Origin of the sequence: Klebsiella sp. HC6 (assembly GCF_022605325.1) — a bacterium.
Lineage (GTDB): Bacteria > Pseudomonadota > Gammaproteobacteria > Enterobacterales > Enterobacteriaceae > Klebsiella > Klebsiella terrigena.
This window is the reverse complement of the sequence record NZ_CP093276.1, coordinates 749,189-766,129: the sequence shown is the minus strand read 5'-3', so window position 1 is coordinate 766,129 and position 16,941 is coordinate 749,189. Positions and strand designations below refer to the sequence as shown.

Annotated in this window: 28 protein-coding genes and 5 pseudogenes; 30 read left to right on the top strand and 3 right to left on the bottom strand. The window is 52.7% G+C overall.

The features are described from left to right. The first annotated feature begins 187 nt into the window (after positions 1-187). The 29 genes and pseudogenes from MMW58_RS03775 to MMW58_RS03645 all read left to right on the top strand — a co-directional run bounded on the left by MMW58_RS03775 (position 188) and on the right by MMW58_RS03645 (position 13,462). Complete coding sequence (locus MMW58_RS03775) at positions 188-484, top strand: membrane protein (RefSeq protein WP_009652512.1); 297 nt, start codon at positions 188-190, stop codon at positions 482-484. A 261-nt stretch (positions 485-745) separates the two neighbouring features. Next, positions 746-1,474, top strand: coding sequence for a helix-turn-helix transcriptional regulator (locus MMW58_RS03770; RefSeq protein WP_009652433.1), 729 nt, complete (start codon positions 746-748; stop codon positions 1,472-1,474). Continuing rightward, positions 1,471-1,737 (top strand): hypothetical protein, encoded by a 267-nt coding sequence (locus MMW58_RS03765; protein WP_009652486.1) that lies wholly within the window; start codon positions 1,471-1,473, stop codon positions 1,735-1,737. The genes MMW58_RS03770 and MMW58_RS03765 overlap by 4 nt, the downstream gene beginning before the upstream one ends. A gap of 12 nt (positions 1,738-1,749) precedes the next feature. Further along, entirely contained in the window at positions 1,750-2,061 is a 312-nt protein-coding gene (locus tag MMW58_RS03760) for a hypothetical protein (protein ID WP_009652410.1), read from the top strand. A 46-nt stretch (positions 2,062-2,107) separates the two neighbouring features. Then, positions 2,108-2,578 (top strand): hypothetical protein, encoded by a 471-nt coding sequence (locus MMW58_RS03755; protein WP_009652431.1) that lies wholly within the window; start codon positions 2,108-2,110, stop codon positions 2,576-2,578. Positions 2,579-2,626: 48 nt separating this feature from the next. Further along, positions 2,627-3,139, top strand: a complete 513-nt coding sequence (locus MMW58_RS03750; RefSeq protein WP_009652395.1) for a DUF4234 domain-containing protein — start codon at positions 2,627-2,629, stop codon at positions 3,137-3,139. A gap of 82 nt (positions 3,140-3,221) precedes the next feature. After that, on the top strand, positions 3,222-3,443 hold the full coding sequence (locus MMW58_RS03745; protein WP_009652443.1) for a hypothetical protein: 222 nt from the start codon (positions 3,222-3,224) through the stop codon (positions 3,441-3,443). Positions 3,444-3,498: 55 nt separating this feature from the next. After that, positions 3,499-3,732 carry a DUF905 domain-containing protein gene (locus MMW58_RS03740; RefSeq protein WP_009652474.1) on the top strand — a complete coding sequence of 78 codons (234 nt, stop codon included), beginning with the start codon at positions 3,499-3,501 and terminating at the stop codon, positions 3,730-3,732. Positions 3,733-3,835: 103 nt separating this feature from the next. Next, positions 3,836-4,654: a DUF932 domain-containing protein gene (locus MMW58_RS03735; protein ID WP_009652424.1), complete on the top strand. Its 819-nt coding sequence runs from the start codon at positions 3,836-3,838 to the stop codon at positions 4,652-4,654. Then, positions 4,654-4,908 (top strand): hypothetical protein, encoded by a 255-nt coding sequence (locus MMW58_RS03730; protein WP_009652519.1) that lies wholly within the window; start codon positions 4,654-4,656, stop codon positions 4,906-4,908. Before MMW58_RS03735 ends, MMW58_RS03730 begins: the two co-directional genes overlap by 1 nt. A 16-nt stretch (positions 4,909-4,924) precedes the next feature. Further along, positions 4,925-5,398: an antirestriction protein gene (locus MMW58_RS03725; protein ID WP_009652453.1), complete on the top strand. Its 474-nt coding sequence runs from the start codon at positions 4,925-4,927 to the stop codon at positions 5,396-5,398. 10 nt (positions 5,399-5,408) lie between these two features. Next, the gene (locus MMW58_RS03720) at positions 5,409-5,627 is read left to right on the top strand and encodes a hypothetical protein (RefSeq protein WP_009652503.1); all 219 of its coding nucleotides are present in this window, start codon (positions 5,409-5,411) and stop codon (positions 5,625-5,627) included. Positions 5,628-5,638: 11 nt separating this feature from the next. Beyond that, on the top strand, positions 5,639-6,121 hold the full coding sequence (gene radC / locus MMW58_RS03715; protein ID WP_016154455.1) for a RadC family protein: 483 nt from the start codon (positions 5,639-5,641) through the stop codon (positions 6,119-6,121). Between the two features lie 13 nt (positions 6,122-6,134). Next, complete coding sequence (locus tag MMW58_RS03710) at positions 6,135-6,356, top strand: DUF987 domain-containing protein (RefSeq protein WP_009652392.1); 222 nt, start codon at positions 6,135-6,137, stop codon at positions 6,354-6,356. A 23-nt stretch (positions 6,357-6,379) separates the two neighbouring features. Beyond that, positions 6,380-6,739, top strand: a complete 360-nt coding sequence (locus MMW58_RS03705; protein WP_009652436.1) for a type IV toxin-antitoxin system YeeU family antitoxin — start codon at positions 6,380-6,382, stop codon at positions 6,737-6,739. 49 nt (positions 6,740-6,788) lie between these two features. Further along, positions 6,789-7,166, top strand: a complete 378-nt coding sequence (locus tag MMW58_RS03700) for a TA system toxin CbtA family protein (protein ID WP_016154457.1) — start codon at positions 6,789-6,791, stop codon at positions 7,164-7,166. Then, a complete protein-coding gene (locus MMW58_RS03695; protein ID WP_009652438.1) occupies positions 7,163-7,654 on the top strand; it encodes a DUF5983 family protein in 492 nt (163 codons plus the stop codon). The genes MMW58_RS03700 and MMW58_RS03695 overlap by 4 nt, the downstream gene beginning before the upstream one ends. Before the next feature lie 29 nt (positions 7,655-7,683). Then, the gene (locus tag MMW58_RS03690; protein WP_009652505.1) at positions 7,684-7,887 is read left to right on the top strand and encodes a DUF957 domain-containing protein; all 204 of its coding nucleotides are present in this window, start codon (positions 7,684-7,686) and stop codon (positions 7,885-7,887) included. Between the two features lie 80 nt (positions 7,888-7,967). Further along, positions 7,968-8,813 (top strand): annotated as a pseudogene (locus MMW58_RS03685) (DUF4942 domain-containing protein). A gap of 11 nt (positions 8,814-8,824) precedes the next feature. Beyond that, positions 8,825-9,061 (top strand): hypothetical protein, encoded by a 237-nt coding sequence (locus MMW58_RS03680; protein ID WP_016154458.1) that lies wholly within the window; start codon positions 8,825-8,827, stop codon positions 9,059-9,061. 294 nt (positions 9,062-9,355) lie between these two features. Then, a pseudogene (locus MMW58_RS03675) lies at positions 9,356-10,221 on the top strand (integrase arm-type DNA-binding domain-containing protein). Positions 10,222-10,820: 599 nt separating this feature from the next. After that, a pseudogene (locus tag MMW58_RS03670) lies at positions 10,821-10,964 on the top strand (tail fiber domain-containing protein); the annotation flags it as partial. Between the two features lie 81 nt (positions 10,965-11,045). Continuing rightward, positions 11,046-11,309, top strand: coding sequence for an immunity protein (locus tag MMW58_RS03665; protein WP_075912842.1), 264 nt, complete (start codon positions 11,046-11,048; stop codon positions 11,307-11,309). 627 nt (positions 11,310-11,936) lie between these two features. Further along, positions 11,937-12,284, top strand: coding sequence for a hypothetical protein (locus tag MMW58_RS03660; RefSeq protein ID WP_306463083.1), 348 nt, complete (start codon positions 11,937-11,939; stop codon positions 12,282-12,284). Then, positions 12,253-12,321 (top strand): annotated as a pseudogene (locus MMW58_RS30260) (pyocin); the annotation flags it as partial. The gene MMW58_RS03660 and the pseudogene MMW58_RS30260, both read left to right, overlap by 32 nt. After that, positions 12,318-12,584: a colicin immunity domain-containing protein gene (locus tag MMW58_RS03655; protein ID WP_133600951.1), complete on the top strand. Its 267-nt coding sequence runs from the start codon at positions 12,318-12,320 to the stop codon at positions 12,582-12,584. The pseudogene MMW58_RS30260 and the gene MMW58_RS03655, both read left to right, overlap by 4 nt. A gap of 96 nt (positions 12,585-12,680) precedes the next feature. Then, a pseudogene (locus tag MMW58_RS30255) lies at positions 12,681-12,743 on the top strand (hypothetical protein); the annotation flags it as partial. Between the two features lie 132 nt (positions 12,744-12,875). Further along, complete coding sequence (locus MMW58_RS03650) at positions 12,876-13,193, top strand: hypothetical protein (protein ID WP_241722767.1); 318 nt, start codon at positions 12,876-12,878, stop codon at positions 13,191-13,193. Next, positions 13,190-13,462: a colicin immunity domain-containing protein gene (locus MMW58_RS03645; RefSeq protein WP_241722766.1), complete on the top strand. Its 273-nt coding sequence runs from the start codon at positions 13,190-13,192 to the stop codon at positions 13,460-13,462. Before MMW58_RS03650 ends, MMW58_RS03645 begins: the two co-directional genes overlap by 4 nt. Positions 13,463-14,039: 577 nt before the next feature. Here MMW58_RS03645 and MMW58_RS03635 read toward each other — a convergent pair. Together MMW58_RS03635 and MMW58_RS03630 are read right to left on the bottom strand one after the other, a co-directional pair. Continuing rightward, complete coding sequence (locus tag MMW58_RS03635) at positions 14,040-14,813, bottom strand: DUF3750 domain-containing protein (RefSeq protein WP_241722765.1); 774 nt, start codon at positions 14,811-14,813, stop codon at positions 14,040-14,042. A gap of 154 nt (positions 14,814-14,967) precedes the next feature. After that, positions 14,968-15,237: a hypothetical protein gene (locus MMW58_RS03630; protein WP_241722764.1), complete on the bottom strand. Its 270-nt coding sequence runs from the start codon at positions 15,235-15,237 to the stop codon at positions 14,968-14,970. 167 nt (positions 15,238-15,404) lie between these two features. Between MMW58_RS03630 and MMW58_RS03625 the strand changes: the two genes are divergently transcribed. Continuing rightward, complete coding sequence (locus MMW58_RS03625; protein ID WP_133600948.1) at positions 15,405-16,130, top strand: response regulator transcription factor; 726 nt, start codon at positions 15,405-15,407, stop codon at positions 16,128-16,130. A 100-nt stretch (positions 16,131-16,230) separates the two neighbouring features. On the opposite strand, the gene msrA is transcribed toward MMW58_RS03625, so the two are convergent. Beyond that, positions 16,231-16,935: a peptide-methionine (S)-S-oxide reductase MsrA gene (gene msrA, locus MMW58_RS03620; protein WP_133600986.1), complete on the bottom strand. Its 705-nt coding sequence runs from the start codon at positions 16,933-16,935 to the stop codon at positions 16,231-16,233. Positions 16,936-16,941: the final 6 nt, after the last annotated feature.

Sequence of the window (16,941 nt, the reverse complement as noted above, 5' to 3'; positions counted from 1 at the left end):
GGGTCCCGATACCCTGTTACCGTCGTTATTCCTTCTCCCGGGTCAACTGTCCCACAAAATACCCGTGCGTATGCTTCTCGCGCTAAGTCACAGCTATGCTTTCTGTTCCGGTACCCAGGTCTCTCTGATACACGGTCCGCCAGCTCATGAAGGCGGCTATTTATTGCCAGTAATAAGGGAGAAAGAAATGCATTGTCCGAATTGCGGTTCGCAAAACATACGACTGCGCCATGTGGGTAAAAAGACGGGTGGGGTCATTGGCGCAACAGCCGGAGGCATTGCCGGGCTTGAAGGAGCCTCCACCGGTGCGCTGATAGGTTCAGTCATTCCGGTTGTCGGTACGATAGCCGGAGGCCTCATTGGTTTTCTGTCCGGCGCCTGTGCTGGTGCGGTGGCAGGCTCTCTGGCCGGAGAACAACTGGACGGTACCGTCTTTGATGAATACGGCTGCACGCAGTGCGAGCATATCTTCAGTGCACCGTAACGTTAATAAGGGTCAGCCCATCCTGCACAAAGCCTGAGCCGCTGACCGTACTCGCTACGGCACGACTGATGACAGGGCGTGTCAGCATGCTGTCGTCATTTCAGCTACCTGGCACTAACCCTTTGTTAATTCTCCTGTTTACTGAAAGATGAATTTTACTTTTTCTTTTCCGCCATTACGGGGGATGGACATAACGTGTCCCTCCCCGCCCGCATAATAACCGCATGAAATATCAACCTATTTATCGCACACGGAGCGTCCATGCAACGACCCGATGAAGAGGCCCGCTACGACCGGCTGGCCGTCAGATTGTCGGTCATTATCAGCCGGTTAATGGCCGGAGAAACGCTGACCCTTCAGACACTGTCCGGTGAGTTTGGTGTATCGATACGCACCCTGCGTCGTGACTTACATCAACGGCTGGTCCACCTCGACATTATCGGGGAGAACGGCACGTATCGGCTCAGTGAGAGCGCCACGCGTGATCACTCTCCGGGGGCCGTTTCCTTTGCCCGCAGTACCGGTATCGCACGCATTATCCCGTCGCAGAACCGGCAACTGATGCACCTGCTGATGAATGAAACGGGCACCTCACCCTGCTTTATCTGGCACGACTTACCGCCAGCATGGACACAGGCTGACAGTTTTCATCGTCTGGCCGAAGCCATTTGTCATCACCGGGTGGTCAGTCTGCTGGTCGGCGGTGTCCGTCACGATGAGCAGGAGCCTTACCGCCTGATTTACCGGCATCAGCACTGGTATCTGGTCGTCTGTTGCCGGGGGAGCCTTCGGGTGTTCCGGCTGGAAGACATTATCTCGGCCTCACTCTCAGAGCAAACCTTCCGTCGCCGGAGCGAAATCAGTTCGCTCATTACTGAAGAGGGATTTATCAGCGCACTGCCCCACTTTCGCTTTATCAGTGATGTCATTCACACCTTCAGGGAACAACACCCTGAACATCCATCCAGACCCAAAGGAGTCAAATCGTGAAACCTGTCGAAGGCCCTCTGCTGCTCTTCACCCTGATGTTGTCTGCCGTAACCCTGAGCGGCTGTGGCGACAAAAATGAACGCGAGTTTATCCGGGGATGCAAATCAGGCGGCGGTACTACCGCCGTCTGCGGATGTATCCGGGATGACCTCAAAACGAAATATACGCACGGGGAGCTGGAGAAAATGAACCAGCAATACGGTTATGTCCCCCCGCGCTTCATGGACAACATGCTGAGCGCTGCTCAGCAGTGCAGAAAATAAGGAAATCTGAACATGGCGCTTGTCATTAAATATTTCGCGATTGCCTTCGCCATCGCGCTTGTGGTCGTGCTGTTTAACGTGTTCGGGAGTACCGGCGAGATACGCAGTTTTGGTCAGGGAATGGAATATCTGTTCTGGATGACGCTTGGGCCCGGAGCCGGTATGACGGTCGGTGCTGCTCTTCGACAATGGCTGATGCCGGATGCGGTATACACCCGCGAAGGAATGACCGGATTACTCAAGGCCCGTCTGTTCTGGCTTGTGGGCCCACAGTATATCGGCTGGCTGGCCGGACTTATCGTCGTGGGTAAACAACTCATGTAACACGGCTGCCCCCCAACAACATTTTTGACTGAGAAGGAAAAATACCATGCGATTCATGCACGCCATCCTGTCAGCAGGATTACTGACCTTTGCCATCACGGCACAGGCGGTCCCCAATATGTGGAGCAGTGGCTTCGGTATGGGCGTCACCGAGTACATCATCACCAGCCCGGAAAACGTGATGATGAACCTGAACTGCACCGGCAACCCTGACGACCAGAATATCCTGCAGCATCACGTCATGCTCACCCTGCCTGACGGCAGCGGTGCCGATTCACAGGATGAGAAAACCGCCATCACCGTCGTCACGGATGACCAGACGTTCCCCCTGCCGTCCTCTCTGGGCTGGCGTAACGGCGACAACGCCTGGCTGTCGTTCATTGATGCCATCAGAAAAGCAACGTCGTTTGAGATTTACGTCAACGACAAACAGGTGGGGCACTTTACCCCTTCGGCTGGAAACGTTCACAAGGTTCTGGCTGATATGCCCGAATGCACGACACTGACCGCCGGGTAACCCGGCGCATCCCCGGTTTACAGCAAAATCAATCAAGGACAATACGATATGACCGACATTTCGACACTCAGCCAGCGACTGACGACGCCAACCCTGCATTTTGTTCTACTCACCGTCGCCACCTGCGGCATCTGGCCGTTACTGTGGCTGTACCGAAAACAGCAGATTATCAGCGACACCACCGGATATCCGGTTTGCGGCAATCTGTTTATCATCTGGCTCGCCGTCTGTTTTGGGCTCGGACGACAGTTCGGCGTGATGGCCTCACCGGACCTGGCGGGCTACTACACGGGCAGCGATACACTGTTGGCCTTAAGCGGCATTCTGTCGCTCACCTGCGGCGTGATGTACATCGTCTGGGCCTTTAAGGCCAGAGCAGCACTGCGACACTATGCGCTGAACACCTTCCGGTTTGACCTGAAGATGAATGCGTTTTATACCGTGGTGCTCAACGTCTTCTACATTACATACTGCATCAACGATATGCCGCAGGCACTGGCGAAGCACCGCATTATTCATGGTCAGGCCCCTGTGCCGCCGGAGTCTCCGTCACCGCAGTAACGCAGCTCTCCTCTTATTATCCGGCCGGGGCATTCCTGTGTGCCCCAGATTCATCCGGATCCCCCCTCTGAGATTTGACCCAATGACATTACTGAAAATCGTGCTCAACACCCTGCGTCAGGTGCTGACGTGGTGCGCCAGCAGCCGGGCGCAGCAGTTTGTGGAAGACCACTTCCGCGAAGAAGGCTATGACGAAGACAGTATTTACATCGCCAGACAGGCGGCAACCCTGCTCGCAGGTGCCTTAATCACAGCGCTCATGGAACAGATACTGCAGCTTATTGCCACACACTTAACCCACTGATGCCCTGCTCACTGAGCGGGGCATTTTGTTTTATGCCATTCATCAGGAACTGAATATGCAAGTCACTGACGATACGTCGTTACCGCCAGGGCAATTCACCCGCCGACAGGCTGAAGCCGTGGTCACGCTTTACCACAACGTCACTATAGAAGATGACCAGGGTACGCACTTTCGGCTGGTTATTCGCGACAGCGAGGGGACGTTAATCTGGCGGGCCTGGAATTTTGAAGCCAGTGCCGGGGAATGGCTTAACCGCTATCTGCTCAGCCACGGGATCCCCAAACACTGACACACCACAGCTTAACCCAATAGCGACCACACAAAAAAGCCATGCTCCCACAGGAGCATGGCTGTTTTGTTTATGCCGTTAAATCAACAATAAGGAATTTACCATGAGACTAGCCAGCCGCTTTGGACGGACAAACCAGATCCGTCGCGATCGTCCGTTAACCCGCGAAGAACTGATGCAGGTCGTTCCCAGCGTATTCAGTGCAGATCGCCACGGTTCCAGGAGCGAAAAATACGCTTACATACCCACCATTACTCTGCTCGAAAATCTTCAACGCGAAGGCTTTGAACCCTTCTTCGCCTGCCAGTCACGCGTACGCGACCCTGACCGCCGGGAGCACACCAAACATCTGCTGCGCCTGCGTCGTACCGGTCAGATAACCGGCCAGCAGGTTCCCGAAATCATTTTGCTTAACTCGCACGATGGTAGCAGCTCATACCAGATGCTGCCGGGGCTGTTCAGAGCCATCTGCACCAACGGGCTCGTCTGCGGACAGTCGTTCGGTGAAATTCGTGTACCGCATCGTGGCGATGTGGCCGGGAAAGTGATTGAGGGGGCTTATGAAGTGCTCGGTGTCTTTGATCGGGTGGAAGAAAAGCGCGAGGCCATGCAGTCACTTCGACTACCAGCACCCGCGCAACATGCCCTGGCGAACGCCGCACTGACATACCGCTTTGGTGAAGAATATCAGCCGGTGACCGCAGCGCAGATACTGACACCGCGACGGTATGAGGACCATCAGGACGACCTGTGGACCGTTTATAACCGCATTCAGGAATCGTTGCTGAAAGGCGGGCTGAGCGGACGCACCGCACAGGGTAAACGTACCCACACTCGTGCGGTTAACGGTATCGACGGGGATATCAAACTCAACCGCGCGCTCTGGGTGATGGCCGAAGAACTGCAGCAGGCACTGAGCTGATGCAGCACATTCCTGCAAATACCCGTCTGACGGCTGTCTGGCCCGTTTCCCTGCAAAACCAGTCCGGCTGCCGTTCCATCTCCGACGATGACCTCTGCGCCTGGTGCAGACATCTTTGCTACCGTCCCGGCGAGCTCAGCCTGTGCCGACTGTCTGTATCTGACAGCATCTGGCCCTCACGGTGCGATGAAGATGGCTATGCGCAGTCCTGCCCGTCACTCCTGCTGAACCAGCATCCCCAACCCGATAAATAAACAAGGAAAAACTAACATGACCGACATTATTAACCTTCACGATACCCTTCCGTTACCGCCACAACCTGCCGGTTCTGCGCCAGCGCTGACCGCCACCCTCGTACAGGACGAGCAGCGCATCGGCTTTTGGCCGCAGTACTTCGGCAGCATACCGCAGTGGATAATCCTTGAGCCGACGGTCTTCGCGTGGATGGACCGTTTCTGCGCCGACTACAACGGCGGTATCTGGAATTTTTATACGCTCAGCAACGGTGGTGCGTTTATGGCCCCGGAAGCGGAGAACAATGAACCGTGGTCGCTGTTCAACACTATGAACGGCAACGGCGGTGAACTCAGTGCCGACGCTGCGGGGATTGCCGTCTGTCTGATGACTTACAGCCACCATGCCATGCGCACCGAATGCGATGCCATGACGGAGCACTACTACCGCCTGCGGGATTACGCGCTCAGTCACCCGGAATGCAGCGCCATCATGCACATCATCGACTGAGCATCCCGCCATGTCGTATGAACTGTCTCACCTGAATACCCTGTGGGATGCGCTGGGGAAAATAACGGTCAGGGATGAGGACGGAGACGTTGTGACCGACGAACTCTTCCTGCATTTTCTGACGGGCACCTCTCTCTTCCCTATCTGGTCATGGTTTGAATCCCAGCACGACGAGTTCGTCGTTGCCGTGAAACTGTACAACACATCAATCCCGGACGGGTCAACATAAAGGAAAAGCCAATGAATATAACCCCTTGCCCCCCCGACAGCGGGGGAATATCTCCCGCCGCACAGCGCACTATCCGACGTGCGCTGACCCTGCTGGAACGCCAGTTACGCGAGCCCGGCGCCTCCTTTACCTCCACCACCGCCGTTCGTGACTGGCTGCGTCTGCAACTCGCCTCACTGGAGCGTGAAGTATTCACTGTACTCTTCCTCGATAACCAGCATCGTCTGATAGCCCACGAAACGCTCTTCACCGGCACCATCAATCATACGCAGGTCCATCCCCGCGAGGTGGTTAAGGCCGGTCTGAAGCATAACTGTGCCGCTGTCATTGTGGCGCATTGCCACCCGTCAGGCCTTGCCGAACCCAGCAATGCAGATCGTCAGGTCACTACGCGTATTCAGCAGGCGCTGGAGCTGGTTGATATCCGACTGCTTGATCACCTGGTGGTGGGCGGCATGGAGATCGTCTCGTTTGCTGAGAGAGGGTGGCTTTAAGGAGAGAATAACGATGAAAATCATCAGCAAACGCCAGGCGATGGCGATATACCGCCAGCATCCGCAGTCCCGGTTGTTTCGCTTCTGTGCCGGCAAATACACATGGTCCGGCAGCATCTGCCACTACGCAGGTCGGGAAGTGCAGGATATCAGCGGCGTGCTCGCCGTCTTCGCAGAACACCGTCAGGACCGCAACGGCCCGTACGTCGTATTACGCAGCGTTACGCTGAATTAATTCACGTTTAAGGAAGGCTAAAATTGTCGAATACAATACCGCCTGTAAACCACGATATCGCCGCCCCTTGGTGGGGGCTTAAACGCGATATCACCCCCTGTTTTGGCGCACGTCTGGTGCAGGAGGGCAACCGGCTGCATTACCTGAACGACCGCGCCAGCATCACCGGCACCTTCAGCGACGCGGATTTACGCCATCTCGACCAGGCATTCCCGCTACTGCTGAAGCAACTGGAGCTGATGCTGCTTTCCGGTGAGCTGAATCCCCGTCATCAGCACTGCGTCACGCTGTATGCAAAAGGGCTGATATGCGAGGCCGACAGCCTCGGCTCGCACGGGTACGTCTATCTCGCAATTTACCCGACACCTGCAACAACAGAATAAACCTCCCGGCAGTTTTCCTTCGTTTAACTCACCAGTAAAGGTTTCCATTATGCAAACACAACCTGTTCCTCCGAAACGGGAGGTTTCGCCACGCCCGTCACCCGTGGCGATCTGGCAGCGCCTCCTGAGTCACCTGCTGGACCGTCACTACGGTCTGACGCTCAACGACACGCCATTTGGCAAAGATGGTGTGATCCAAGAGCATATCGATGCCGGTATCTCACTGTGCGACGCGGTGAATTTCATCGTGGAGAAATACGACCTGGTACGCACTGATCGTCGCGGTTTTAACGCGGAAACTCAGTCGCCGCTTCTCACCAGTATCGATATTCTCCGCGCCCGCAAAGCCACCGGGCTGATGACCCGTCATAGCTACAGGGCCGTTACCGACATCACCACCGGCAAATACCGTGAGGTGCAACCATGAAGCTGTCCCTGACGGTGGAAGCCGATGCCATCAACGTACTGGCCCTCAACATGGGCCGGATCGTCGTAGACATTGACGGTATTGAACTGACCGACCTGATCAATGTGGTGAACCAGAACGGTTATTCGCTTCTCGTTGCTGACGAACCGGGGAAATTGATTGTTGAAGATCCAATTCCGCCCGTTGCCCGCCTGAACGGCATTCAGTGCAGCACTGCACATATCACGGCGGAAGACAATGCTCTGCTGTTTACCCTTTCACACCAGCATGAAGACTTTGGCGAGTCTGAATGGATTAGTTATACCGGCTCGGGTTATCTGCTCCACCTGGGCGCGTGGTCGTTTCCGGTCTTACGCCTCAAACGCCTCGGTCTGTCAAAAGCCTGCCGTCGGTTATTAGTGACGCTTATGCGTCGCTACGCCGCTGGCATTGTTCATCTGGATGCCTTTGGCGAAGTGCTACCAAGTTTTACAACCTTTGACTGGTAACCCCACCTCAATCACCACAAGGTTTTTACATGCCGGAATTAACCACCGAAGTGGCTCTCAACATTCTGATTGGCTGGCTGCAGGACAACATCAGTTGCAACACCGGCATTATTTTCGACAACGACGAAGACAAGACGGATTCAGCAGTGCTGTTGCCCTGGATTGAGCAGGCGCGAAACGATGTTCGTAATCTCCGCCATCTTCAGCTTCTGCAACAGACCAGAACCTGTTAGCCACCGAACCATACTCACCACACACCTATAAGCCCCAGCCCTTACCGGCTGGCGCTTTGCTTTATATAAAGGAAATTAAAATGTCAGATCTTACCCTCACCGAACCTGAAGTGTTAACCGGCCATACCGATGTGATTTGTTCTACCAGTATTGAGCGCATCATCACCGGACGTAATTTCGCGATTGCACAGATTGAAACGCTGATACAACAACTTGACGATATCTCGACGCTGACCCGCAGCATCGGCGGTGGTAAAGCGAATGAATAGGGAATGCGGCAATACAGCTACGACTGCTGGCTGATGGAGGATACTGATACGGCCATGAAAGCCATTACTCGCAATATCGATCGTGGTATATGGCGGGATCTGATGCAACGCTCGGGAATGCTGGCGCTCATGGACGCACAGGTCCGCGACGAGTGGTACAACAGCCTGGAGAAAGACGATATTCCGGCTATCAGTGAAGAGAATATTCTCAACACATTCGAACAACTGCATCTGAATAAAGGTGAGGTGTTTGAACGAGGTGTGATTAACGTGTTTAAAGGTCTGAGCTGGAATTTTAAGACAAACAGCCCCTGTAGGTTTGGCGGGAAAATCATCGTGACGGGGCTTGTCAAATATGACCGGTGGGGATTTGGTCTGAACTGGGGCTGGCAGCGTGACCGGTTAACGGACCTTGAGCGCATGCTGATGCTGCTGGATGGGAAGGCCATCCCCGACAATCGCGCCGACGTCACGCGCCGGTTAAGCGACCATATCCATGAGAACAGGCATAGCACCCGTTATGAGGATGAGATGTCTGTGATTAAGTATTTTCAGAAGGGAACTGTCCATATCACGTTCAGGCGATCGGAGCTGGTCGATAAGCTGAACGACATTATCGCGAAACACTATCCAGGGGCGTTGCCCACTAAACAGTAAGGAACCAAATTATGGTATCATTTTCAAACATGGATGGTGCTCACTGCGATTCCGTAGTAGATCACTATACCTTGCCATCAAATAGTATTCAGATGGATGTAAAAGTTCCTGTTCAACCATCAAATTTTGACCCTTTGCAGAAGGGGGCCTTAATGGGGGCCTCAACGTTTATGGAACAAGATAAAAACCATTCTAATCAATGCAATTACAAAACAAAATCCATTCCGAGTCCGGGCACCACTATTTAAAGAACCCGCCCAAAAGGCGGGTTTTTGCTTTTCTGCGGCCGGACTCTCCATCGAACTGCGTTCGATTATTCGCCGCCAGCGGCTCACCCCTGCGGGGCCGGCGCGACAGGCTCGCCGTTCAACGCCTTCGGCGTTAGTCCGAGTCCAGGCACCATTATTCTTCTTTTATGCTTCCCTGTGAATTTTTATGTATATGTAATTCAATACGTTAGATTAAAAGCCTTCCCCGATGCGTTTTGATTTATCCCTTCGTATCCGGAAAATTTTGGGTCAGATTACGGGTCGTTCAGTTCGATGAACGATGGAGACCCTCACATAGCCCTGAATGACAGTAAAATCCGCGCAGCCAAATATCTCGCAAAATCCTACAAACCTTCCGATTCACAAGGCCTGTACCTGACGATATCCGCCAACGGCGCTAAGTTATGGTATTTCCGCTATCGCTTAGGCGGTAAGGAAAACCGTCTGGCCTTTGGTCCCTATCCGCAGGTGACGCTGGCTAACGCCCTCGAAAAACGCGATGCAGCGCGTAAGCTGCTGGCGTCCAGCCTCTGCTCTTCCCTGCTCAGCAACCCGCCTGGCGCCAGGACCCAATCTCCATGCCTTTCTGCGTTCCAGTGAGCTACGCCTCGCCCGCTGGGATGAGTTCAACCTGAAGGCCCATATCTGGACGGTGCCTGCAAAGCGTGAGGCCGTAAAAGGCGTGAGATTTTCAGAGCGCGGTGCAAAAATGAAAGATGAACATCTGGTGCCTCTGTCGCATCAGGCGGTTGCCCTGCTGAAACAGATTCAGGTGATTTCCGGTGAGTCGGTGTTCGTTTTTCCAGGCGCACATACACTGGACAAGCCGCTGAGTGAAAATACCATCAACAAGGCGCTGCGCGTGATGGGCTATGACACCAAAACCGAAGTATGCTGCCACGGCTTCAGGATCATGGCCTGTAGCGCCCTGAACGAGTCCGGGCGCTGGTCAAAAGACTCCATTGAGCGGGCAGATGAGTCACAAAGAGCGCAACGGCGTACGGGCTGCTTACGTGCATAAGGCAGAACATCTGGAAGCCAGAATCGAAATGATGCAGTGGTGGTCTGATTATCTGGAAGTCAGCCGGGAGGGATATGTTGCGCCCTATATTTATGCACGACAATATCAGGTGCCATGAGAACAGATTTTTTATAAGCAAGGACCGGCTGTTATATCAAATAACCCCCGGCTATTGTGGATCAGTAATTCAGGACACACCTAAACCCTATTAATACTAAACAGTGAACATGGGGTGATGAATGATCAAAACTCGTCGGACTATCCTGGTCTTGTGATCCACTAGACGTTCATCATCTGCGGGCAGCCGGACGCTGTGATCAGACGCCTGGAGCTGGCAGTGCTGCGGTGAGCTCTGGGTACACGCTCGTAAGCGGCCCTACGGCCCGCTTACGCGGAGATATGCCCCGACTGCGACTGACACTCCGACCGCGCACAGCAGCTCCCGAAGCGTTATCCGCGGGTGTGGCTTATCAAGGCGGGGATGGGGATTGACAGAACCTATCAAACAGCTGCCGGCTACGCCGGGCTTCAGCGGACTGACTTCTGCGCCCTCTTTAACTTTTTCACCCCACCTTCTGTGCCGCAAAGCGGCACTCCCCGACTGAAAAATACGAATGCGTCTCATCTGTTGACAGGGCTGCTGGAGAGAAGTAAGGTAAATAAATACTGTATGTATATACAGTATTTATTACACTCAACCAGAAAAAGGACCTCACAATGGCTGAACAGAAGACAAACGCCCTGGTACTGAACGGCGTAAACGACGACATCACCGAACTCAAATCCCTCACAACACTGCGCAAGCGCCTCGTCAGCGACGGCGAAATCGTGTCAAAATCAGTCAACGGATTCCGGCTGGCCGGCGCCGGTAAATGAAAAAGAGCAGCCGTTGTATACACCAGAGGCAAATGAAGCTTATCGCAAAGCAGAGGAGGGTAAATGATGTTGGACCTTGAAGGTATTTATAAAAACGAGAGCGTAGAAGACGTTCTTTTGCACTTCGCCTTGCGAACACCCTACCCGACTATCGATCGGATGTATGTAAATTATAAATTTGATGTAATTTCTAATGGTGAGTTATTGAGAACCCACCAACGACTGTTTAAAGAAGGTAAGTTGAAAAAAACTGGTAATCCTCTACCAGAAAAAGGTCCAAACTGGAAAGAGCCAAAATTCGTGACTGAAAAAAAATACGGCATTAAATAATTTCTCCGTTTGACATTGAGCCAGCAGATTTATTGCTGGCTCTCTTTTTGGCTCCGTGGGGTCTGAAGGGCTCTGTCGCATTAAGAAGTCACATTCTACGCCCCGAAACTGTGTCAAGAAGGTCCCCTCATCTTTTGGTGAGGGGGTAGAGCAGATTTTTCCTTTATACGCATCGGGTTCGTACATTTCGGTAACAATGGCATTCCGTATTTGTGCTGCATATACGACTATTTTTGAATGCTCCGGGGGAACTGTTGGAGACCGTAGGTCACCTAAAAGATCATCAACTTCCGCTGATTTATCGTTTCCGGGCATAACCCTGACTTTTGTTTTTTGAGTATGGTTTGAACAGGCTGTTATAAGTAGCACCAGGGTGAGTATTGACGCTGAGAACGCTCTTAAATACATGTGAAAACTCCAGTTTTCATCTCCAGGTAACCATCGGGCGAGATCGCCCCCTCTTTTCCTACTTCTGTGCCGCAAAGCGCCATACTCCGGATGACAAATACGAATGACTCTCATCTGTTGACAGAATGTCTGTACGGGAGTAAAGTGCAATAAATACTGTATATATATACAGTATTTATAAAAAATTAACCCACTGACCAGCGAAAAAAGGACCTCATAATGGCTGAACAGAAGACAAACGCCCTGGTACTGAACGGTGTAAACGACGACATCACCGAACTCAAATCCCTCACAACACTGCGCAAGCGCCTCGTCAGCGACGGCGAGATCGTGTCAAAAGCCGCGAACGGATTCCGGCTGGCCAGCGCCGGTATTCAGGCAGCCAGCAACCTGTATTCAGAGCTCTACCATTATGAACGCCTTGGTAAACACAGCCTGATGGGAATGCATGTTTATAATTCTGGTCAGCACGCCTGGTACGAATTTCTGCATACGGGAAATGCCTATACAAACGGGACCTGGAACAGCGGTTCCGATATCAGGATGGAAAATAAACCCAGATGCTGACAATGGCAGAATATATCTAGAAACAGGTGATTTATGAACAAAATGGCAATGATTGAGTTAGCAAAAAGTTTTTTGACTTCAGAAGTTACTGCTTTGCAATTTTCTGAAAATATATGTATTGAAAGGCGAAAATTGTATGGTGTGAAGGAACAGGAAAAAAACATTCTGAATTGCGGCGAAGAACTATTTATGGTTGCCGAATTATTTAATCCAGATGCTGATAAAGCAGATTATGAACTCGACGAGCAGGGTTTACGAAAAGAAGTAAAAGCCACACTGGAAAAGTTTAAGCTTCTCTAATTAAATAAATTTGAATCAACGTCGAGAGGGTTCATAATTCTGAATCCTCTCTTTTTTAGTACATAAATCATCCCGCTTTCGAGTAAAGGGTGATGTATCGTCACCACCACGTTCCCGGCGGCGGACCTTCCGCCGCTGCAGGACTTCATCTACTGGCAGCCCGATGCGACCGGAAGTGGTGTTGAAGCGATTTATGTGATGCTGGCGAAACCCCCGGTGGAGTTCCTGGAGGTTGACCTGTACAGTAATTTCAGGGGCCGTTCGCGTCAGCGCAGATATAAGGCTGACCATATGCCATCGTCTGCGGCCGTTCGCGCTGCGTTATTGCGTGATAACCCGCGACTCAGCAAACAGTTAGTGGATGAAATGGCTGAAAATTTTGCTGCTATAGTTCTCCCTAAAGAAGTACATCAGAAGCTCAGCGAAACTTACGGCGGGCGTAATACACCGGCACAAATTGACCTTGATTCACGCAACCTGCGGGCGGCAACTGATCGTAATCTGGATGCGATAAAACCGGCATTAAAAGAGCATGGAGCAACAGAGGCCCAATTAGACAAAGACACTCCGCAGTATAGAAATTATATTGAAAAAGGAATATTAAGATGAGTAAAATACTAATTGATTTCGCTAAATATTTCGTAGAATCAAAAATTGACGCAACAAACTTTGCAGAACCATATATGCTTATGTGGAAAGAAGATAGAGATACAAAAGCGCTTTCTATTGATGGTAAAGAAATTGATGAAGCATCATCAACAATATTCTGCCTTGCTGATTGTTTTAATCCTGATTCAGATCGTGAAAATTACGAACTGGATGAGCCAACACTCAGGCGTGAGGTCAAAACCACGCTGGAAAAATTTAATCTTCTCTGATTTTCAATACTTCCCTGTAACTTAATGGATAGCCAGCCCTTATGGGCTGGCACTTTTCATATCTGCCGTTATGCCATAATCCGGGCAGCGAAGAGGCACACCCATCAGGGAAAAAATGGAATCGATAAAGCCCTGTACGGCTCGCAGGGTGGTAAGCGTCACATCCAGACCGTATTGACGCTTATGCAGATGTTTGAGCATAGGGGGAGCATATGGGCACACCACGATTTACAGGCATCCGACAGAATCGAGCCTAAGGAACTCACTGGACTAATTTACCGCACTGCTATCCCAGCATTTTGATATTCAAACAAAAATACGGGTCAAACAACGGGTCTTGACAAGCGGTTGTGAAAAAAAATACCATTAAAAACAGTTCAATAGATAACTGAATGTTCCCGAGTCCGGGCACCACTATTCAGAGAACCCGCCCAAAAGGCGGGTTTTTGCTTTTCTGCAGCCGGACTCTCCATCGAACTGCGTTCGATTATGTTTAAGTCATGACATAACAATAAAAATGCCAATACTGCTCTTTCTTGCCGGCAAGAGGTGAAATAAACAATAGCGGACACTAGCGTTATTTAGCAGGGTCATTGCGAAAATTGTCATCGCCAAGGCCGCCAATAAACGGCAGACGTACACGTAGCGGCGTGAAATCCAGCCCCACGTTCAGCCCCAACAGGTTGAGTTCAAATCCCTCTTCAGCTCCCAGCGTAACGCCGGCAATCCCCAGCACCGACACCTGTACCCCGCGTCCGGATGGCGGGAGGCCGATGGGATCCAGCAGCGAGCGAAAATCTTTCCCCACCGCGTTGGCGGGCATATCCAGCTTGAGTGCAGGCACCTCGCGCCCAATATGGGCAATAAAGGTGTTACTGTTGGGCCCCGGCCAGGCGTGGTAGGTATTCGGCCAGGGATAAGAGGCAATGGCCGCGACAATCTGCGGAATCATGGCTTCGGCCTCTTGCCCCCGGTGTTCCACCAGCAAACGGGGCTTCGCACCGAACCAGTAGCCATCCGGTGGGTTGCGGTTGCGACGCACCTTTTCCCCTCCTCCCCAGCTAATCACTTCGTAACGGCTATATTCCGTCTCGCCGGCGCGTTTATAGATGATCCATGGGTGTACCGCCACCACGCCTCTCCATCCCCAGGTCGGCGCAGCGTAGACCTGCACAATGGCCAGCCTGGCGTTTTGCTGAGGATCGGGCGCCAGCCCCGCTGAGTCACGACGGGCGGACCACCAGCCTTCCTGCGGTCGCTGCTCCCGCTGGTGCATCGCCTGGGCCAGGCTGGCACCAAGCGAGAGCAGGATGATGCAAAGAAGACTCAGACAAACGATTTTTACGATCATGGCAGCCTGTATTCAGGGAGGAAACATCCGTATGCGCGATTATTGTACTGATTGCGCTGCGCATCAAGGCAATTGGGCTGCGCGGAAGGGCGACGTTTCCGCAAAAAACGCTGCCGGGGTGCTTTTCACCGAAACGCCACCCCAGCGCTGCTGGCTACATAGATTTTTTTACTTCATCCTTTTTTTTCATTGCCATCGCATCTCCGTGCTTTTTCTCCTTCTTCATCATGGTGCCTGGATGTTTATCCGCCTTCATCATCATGGTTGCGGAATGATTATCGGCCTTCATCATCGAGCCGGAATGAGGGTCGGCTTTCATCATGGTGGTCGATGACGTTTCGCTCGTCGAATCTGCCGCATAGCTCACCGCCGCGAAACCCATAGCACAGACGGCTGACAGTGCGAGAATAGCTAATTTTTTCATCCTGTTTTCCTCAGTGATTGTCGATATACCCGCGATACCGTCACCGACTATGCGCCACACCAGTTCCCCAAAGCCTCACGTAAATTTAAATAAAATGTGATATTTCGATCGCCGCAGAGGGAGTTGTGTAAGCTGAAGGAATAGACGGCAAAACGGGGGGGTTTAATATGACAGGCGTAACCGCAAAAAAAATCCTGGTCGTCGAAGATGACGCCGATATTGCCGACCTTCTCGCCCTTCATCTGCGCGATGAAGGCTATGACATTACCCACGCCGGTGACGGTAATAAGGGCGTCACCCTGCTGGAAAACGGCGGCTGGGATGCCCTGATCCTCGACCTGATGCTCCCCGGCATCGATGGGCTGGAGATCTGCCGTCGGGCGCGTAATATGGCCCGCTATACGCCCATCATTATTATCAGCGCCCGCTCCAGCGAAATACACCGCGTGCTGGGCCTCGAGCTGGGGGCCGATGACTATCTGGCAAAACCCTTTTCGATGCTGGAGCTGGTCGCCCGCATCAAGGCCCTGTTTCGCCGTCAGGAAGCGATGATCTCCGCCATGAGAATGGATGCCGGAGTGCTGCGCTTTGCCGGCCTGGTCATCGATCCGATCGCGCGTGAAGTGCATCTGGACCGCAAACCGGTGGAACTTACGCCGCGCGAATTCGATCTGCTCTATTTTTTCGCTAAAAACCCCGGCAAGGTCTTCTCGCGCATGAGCCTGCTCAACCAGGTCTGGGGCTATCAGCATGAAGGCTACGAGCATACGGTCAATACGCACATTAACCGCCTGCGGATCAAGATTGAACGTAACCCGGCGGAGCCGGAGCGCCTGCTAACCGTCTGGGGAAAGGGGTATAAGTTTTCCCCCGCGGTCGAAAGCGCCACATAAGCAGCCGGTCGTAAAATATCTCGTCTCCTGATGTCGGCCGGCTGCTGGCCGGAAAAAATGCCGCCCCGTAGGGCAAACCGCGCCCCCTGACGGCGAGTCATTAACCCTTCACCAGCACCGGTTCGCTATTCCACAGCGCCGGGAAGTTTTTTTTCAGCTGCTCAACTTTGGGCTTGTCGTTGATAACAATGTACGGATAGTCCGGATTGTCGTTGAGGAAGTTCTGATGATATTTCTCCGCCGGATAGAAGCTGGCGCGCTCTTCAACCTGAGTCACCAGCGGCGCGTTGAAACGATGGCTGCCGTTAAGCTGAGCAATATAGGCCTTCGCCACCCTCTCCTGCGAATCGCTCATCGGGAATATCGCTGAGCGATACTGCGTACCGTAGTCCGGCCCCTGGCGGTTCAGCTCCGTCGGGTTATGCGCGACCGAGAAGAAAACCTGCAGCAGCTGGCCGTAGGTCACCTGCTGCGGATCAAACGTAATCTGCACCGACTCGGCATGGCCGGTCATACCGGTACTCACGCTATCGTAATAGGCGGTGCGGGCTTTGCCGCCGGCATAACCGGAAGTGACGTTAGTGACGCCCTTAACGTGCTGAAAAACGCCCTGTACGCCCCAGAAACAGCCGCCGGCAAGGACGGCAGTTTCCAGGCGCGTCGACGCAGGCGCCTCATCCTGCAGCGGCGCTGGAATAACTACCGCGGATTCAGCTTCGGACCAGGCGACGTTCTGGAACGCCAGCGCGCCAACCACCAGAGCCGAAGCGCCTAAGGCACGGATACAACGGGTCATTTTTTTCATATAGCC

Excerpts from the sequence above, each read along its gene's own strand:
- MMW58_RS03775 (WP_009652512.1), top strand. The coding sequence starts at position 188 with ATGCATTGTCCGAATTGCGGTTCGCAAAACATACGACTGCGCCATGTG.
- MMW58_RS03770 (WP_009652433.1), top strand. The coding sequence starts at position 746 with ATGCAACGACCCGATGAAGAGGCCCGCTACGACCGGCTGGCCGTCAGA.
- MMW58_RS03760 (WP_009652410.1), top strand. The coding sequence starts at position 1,750 with ATGGCGCTTGTCATTAAATATTTCGCGATTGCCTTCGCCATCGCGCTT.
- MMW58_RS03755 (WP_009652431.1), top strand. The coding sequence starts at position 2,108 with ATGCGATTCATGCACGCCATCCTGTCAGCAGGATTACTGACCTTTGCC.
- MMW58_RS03750 (WP_009652395.1), top strand. The coding sequence starts at position 2,627 with ATGACCGACATTTCGACACTCAGCCAGCGACTGACGACGCCAACCCTG.
- MMW58_RS03745 (WP_009652443.1), top strand. The coding sequence starts at position 3,222 with ATGACATTACTGAAAATCGTGCTCAACACCCTGCGTCAGGTGCTGACG.
- MMW58_RS03740 (WP_009652474.1), top strand. The coding sequence starts at position 3,499 with ATGCAAGTCACTGACGATACGTCGTTACCGCCAGGGCAATTCACCCGC.
- MMW58_RS03735 (WP_009652424.1), top strand. The coding sequence starts at position 3,836 with ATGAGACTAGCCAGCCGCTTTGGACGGACAAACCAGATCCGTCGCGAT.
- MMW58_RS03730 (WP_009652519.1), top strand. The coding sequence starts at position 4,654 with ATGCAGCACATTCCTGCAAATACCCGTCTGACGGCTGTCTGGCCCGTT.
- MMW58_RS03725 (WP_009652453.1), top strand. The coding sequence starts at position 4,925 with ATGACCGACATTATTAACCTTCACGATACCCTTCCGTTACCGCCACAA.
- MMW58_RS03720 (WP_009652503.1), top strand. The coding sequence starts at position 5,409 with ATGTCGTATGAACTGTCTCACCTGAATACCCTGTGGGATGCGCTGGGG.
- radC (WP_016154455.1), top strand. The coding sequence starts at position 5,639 with ATGAATATAACCCCTTGCCCCCCCGACAGCGGGGGAATATCTCCCGCC.
- MMW58_RS03710 (WP_009652392.1), top strand. The coding sequence starts at position 6,135 with ATGAAAATCATCAGCAAACGCCAGGCGATGGCGATATACCGCCAGCAT.
- MMW58_RS03700 (WP_016154457.1), top strand. The coding sequence starts at position 6,789 with ATGCAAACACAACCTGTTCCTCCGAAACGGGAGGTTTCGCCACGCCCG.
- MMW58_RS03695 (WP_009652438.1), top strand. The coding sequence starts at position 7,163 with ATGAAGCTGTCCCTGACGGTGGAAGCCGATGCCATCAACGTACTGGCC.
- MMW58_RS03690 (WP_009652505.1), top strand. The coding sequence starts at position 7,684 with ATGCCGGAATTAACCACCGAAGTGGCTCTCAACATTCTGATTGGCTGG.
- MMW58_RS03680 (WP_016154458.1), top strand. The coding sequence starts at position 8,825 with ATGGTATCATTTTCAAACATGGATGGTGCTCACTGCGATTCCGTAGTA.
- MMW58_RS03665 (WP_075912842.1), top strand. The coding sequence starts at position 11,046 with ATGTTGGACCTTGAAGGTATTTATAAAAACGAGAGCGTAGAAGACGTT.
- MMW58_RS03660 (WP_306463083.1), top strand. The coding sequence starts at position 11,937 with ATGGCTGAACAGAAGACAAACGCCCTGGTACTGAACGGTGTAAACGAC.
- MMW58_RS03655 (WP_133600951.1), top strand. The coding sequence starts at position 12,318 with ATGAACAAAATGGCAATGATTGAGTTAGCAAAAAGTTTTTTGACTTCA.
- MMW58_RS03650 (WP_241722767.1), top strand. The coding sequence starts at position 12,876 with ATGCCATCGTCTGCGGCCGTTCGCGCTGCGTTATTGCGTGATAACCCG.
- MMW58_RS03645 (WP_241722766.1), top strand. The coding sequence starts at position 13,190 with ATGAGTAAAATACTAATTGATTTCGCTAAATATTTCGTAGAATCAAAA.
- MMW58_RS03635 (WP_241722765.1), bottom strand. The coding sequence starts at position 14,813 with ATGATCGTAAAAATCGTTTGTCTGAGTCTTCTTTGCATCATCCTGCTC.
- MMW58_RS03630 (WP_241722764.1), bottom strand. The coding sequence starts at position 15,237 with ATGAAAAAATTAGCTATTCTCGCACTGTCAGCCGTCTGTGCTATGGGT.
- MMW58_RS03625 (WP_133600948.1), top strand. The coding sequence starts at position 15,405 with ATGACAGGCGTAACCGCAAAAAAAATCCTGGTCGTCGAAGATGACGCC.
- msrA (WP_133600986.1), bottom strand. The coding sequence starts at position 16,935 with ATGAAAAAAATGACCCGTTGTATCCGTGCCTTAGGCGCTTCGGCTCTG.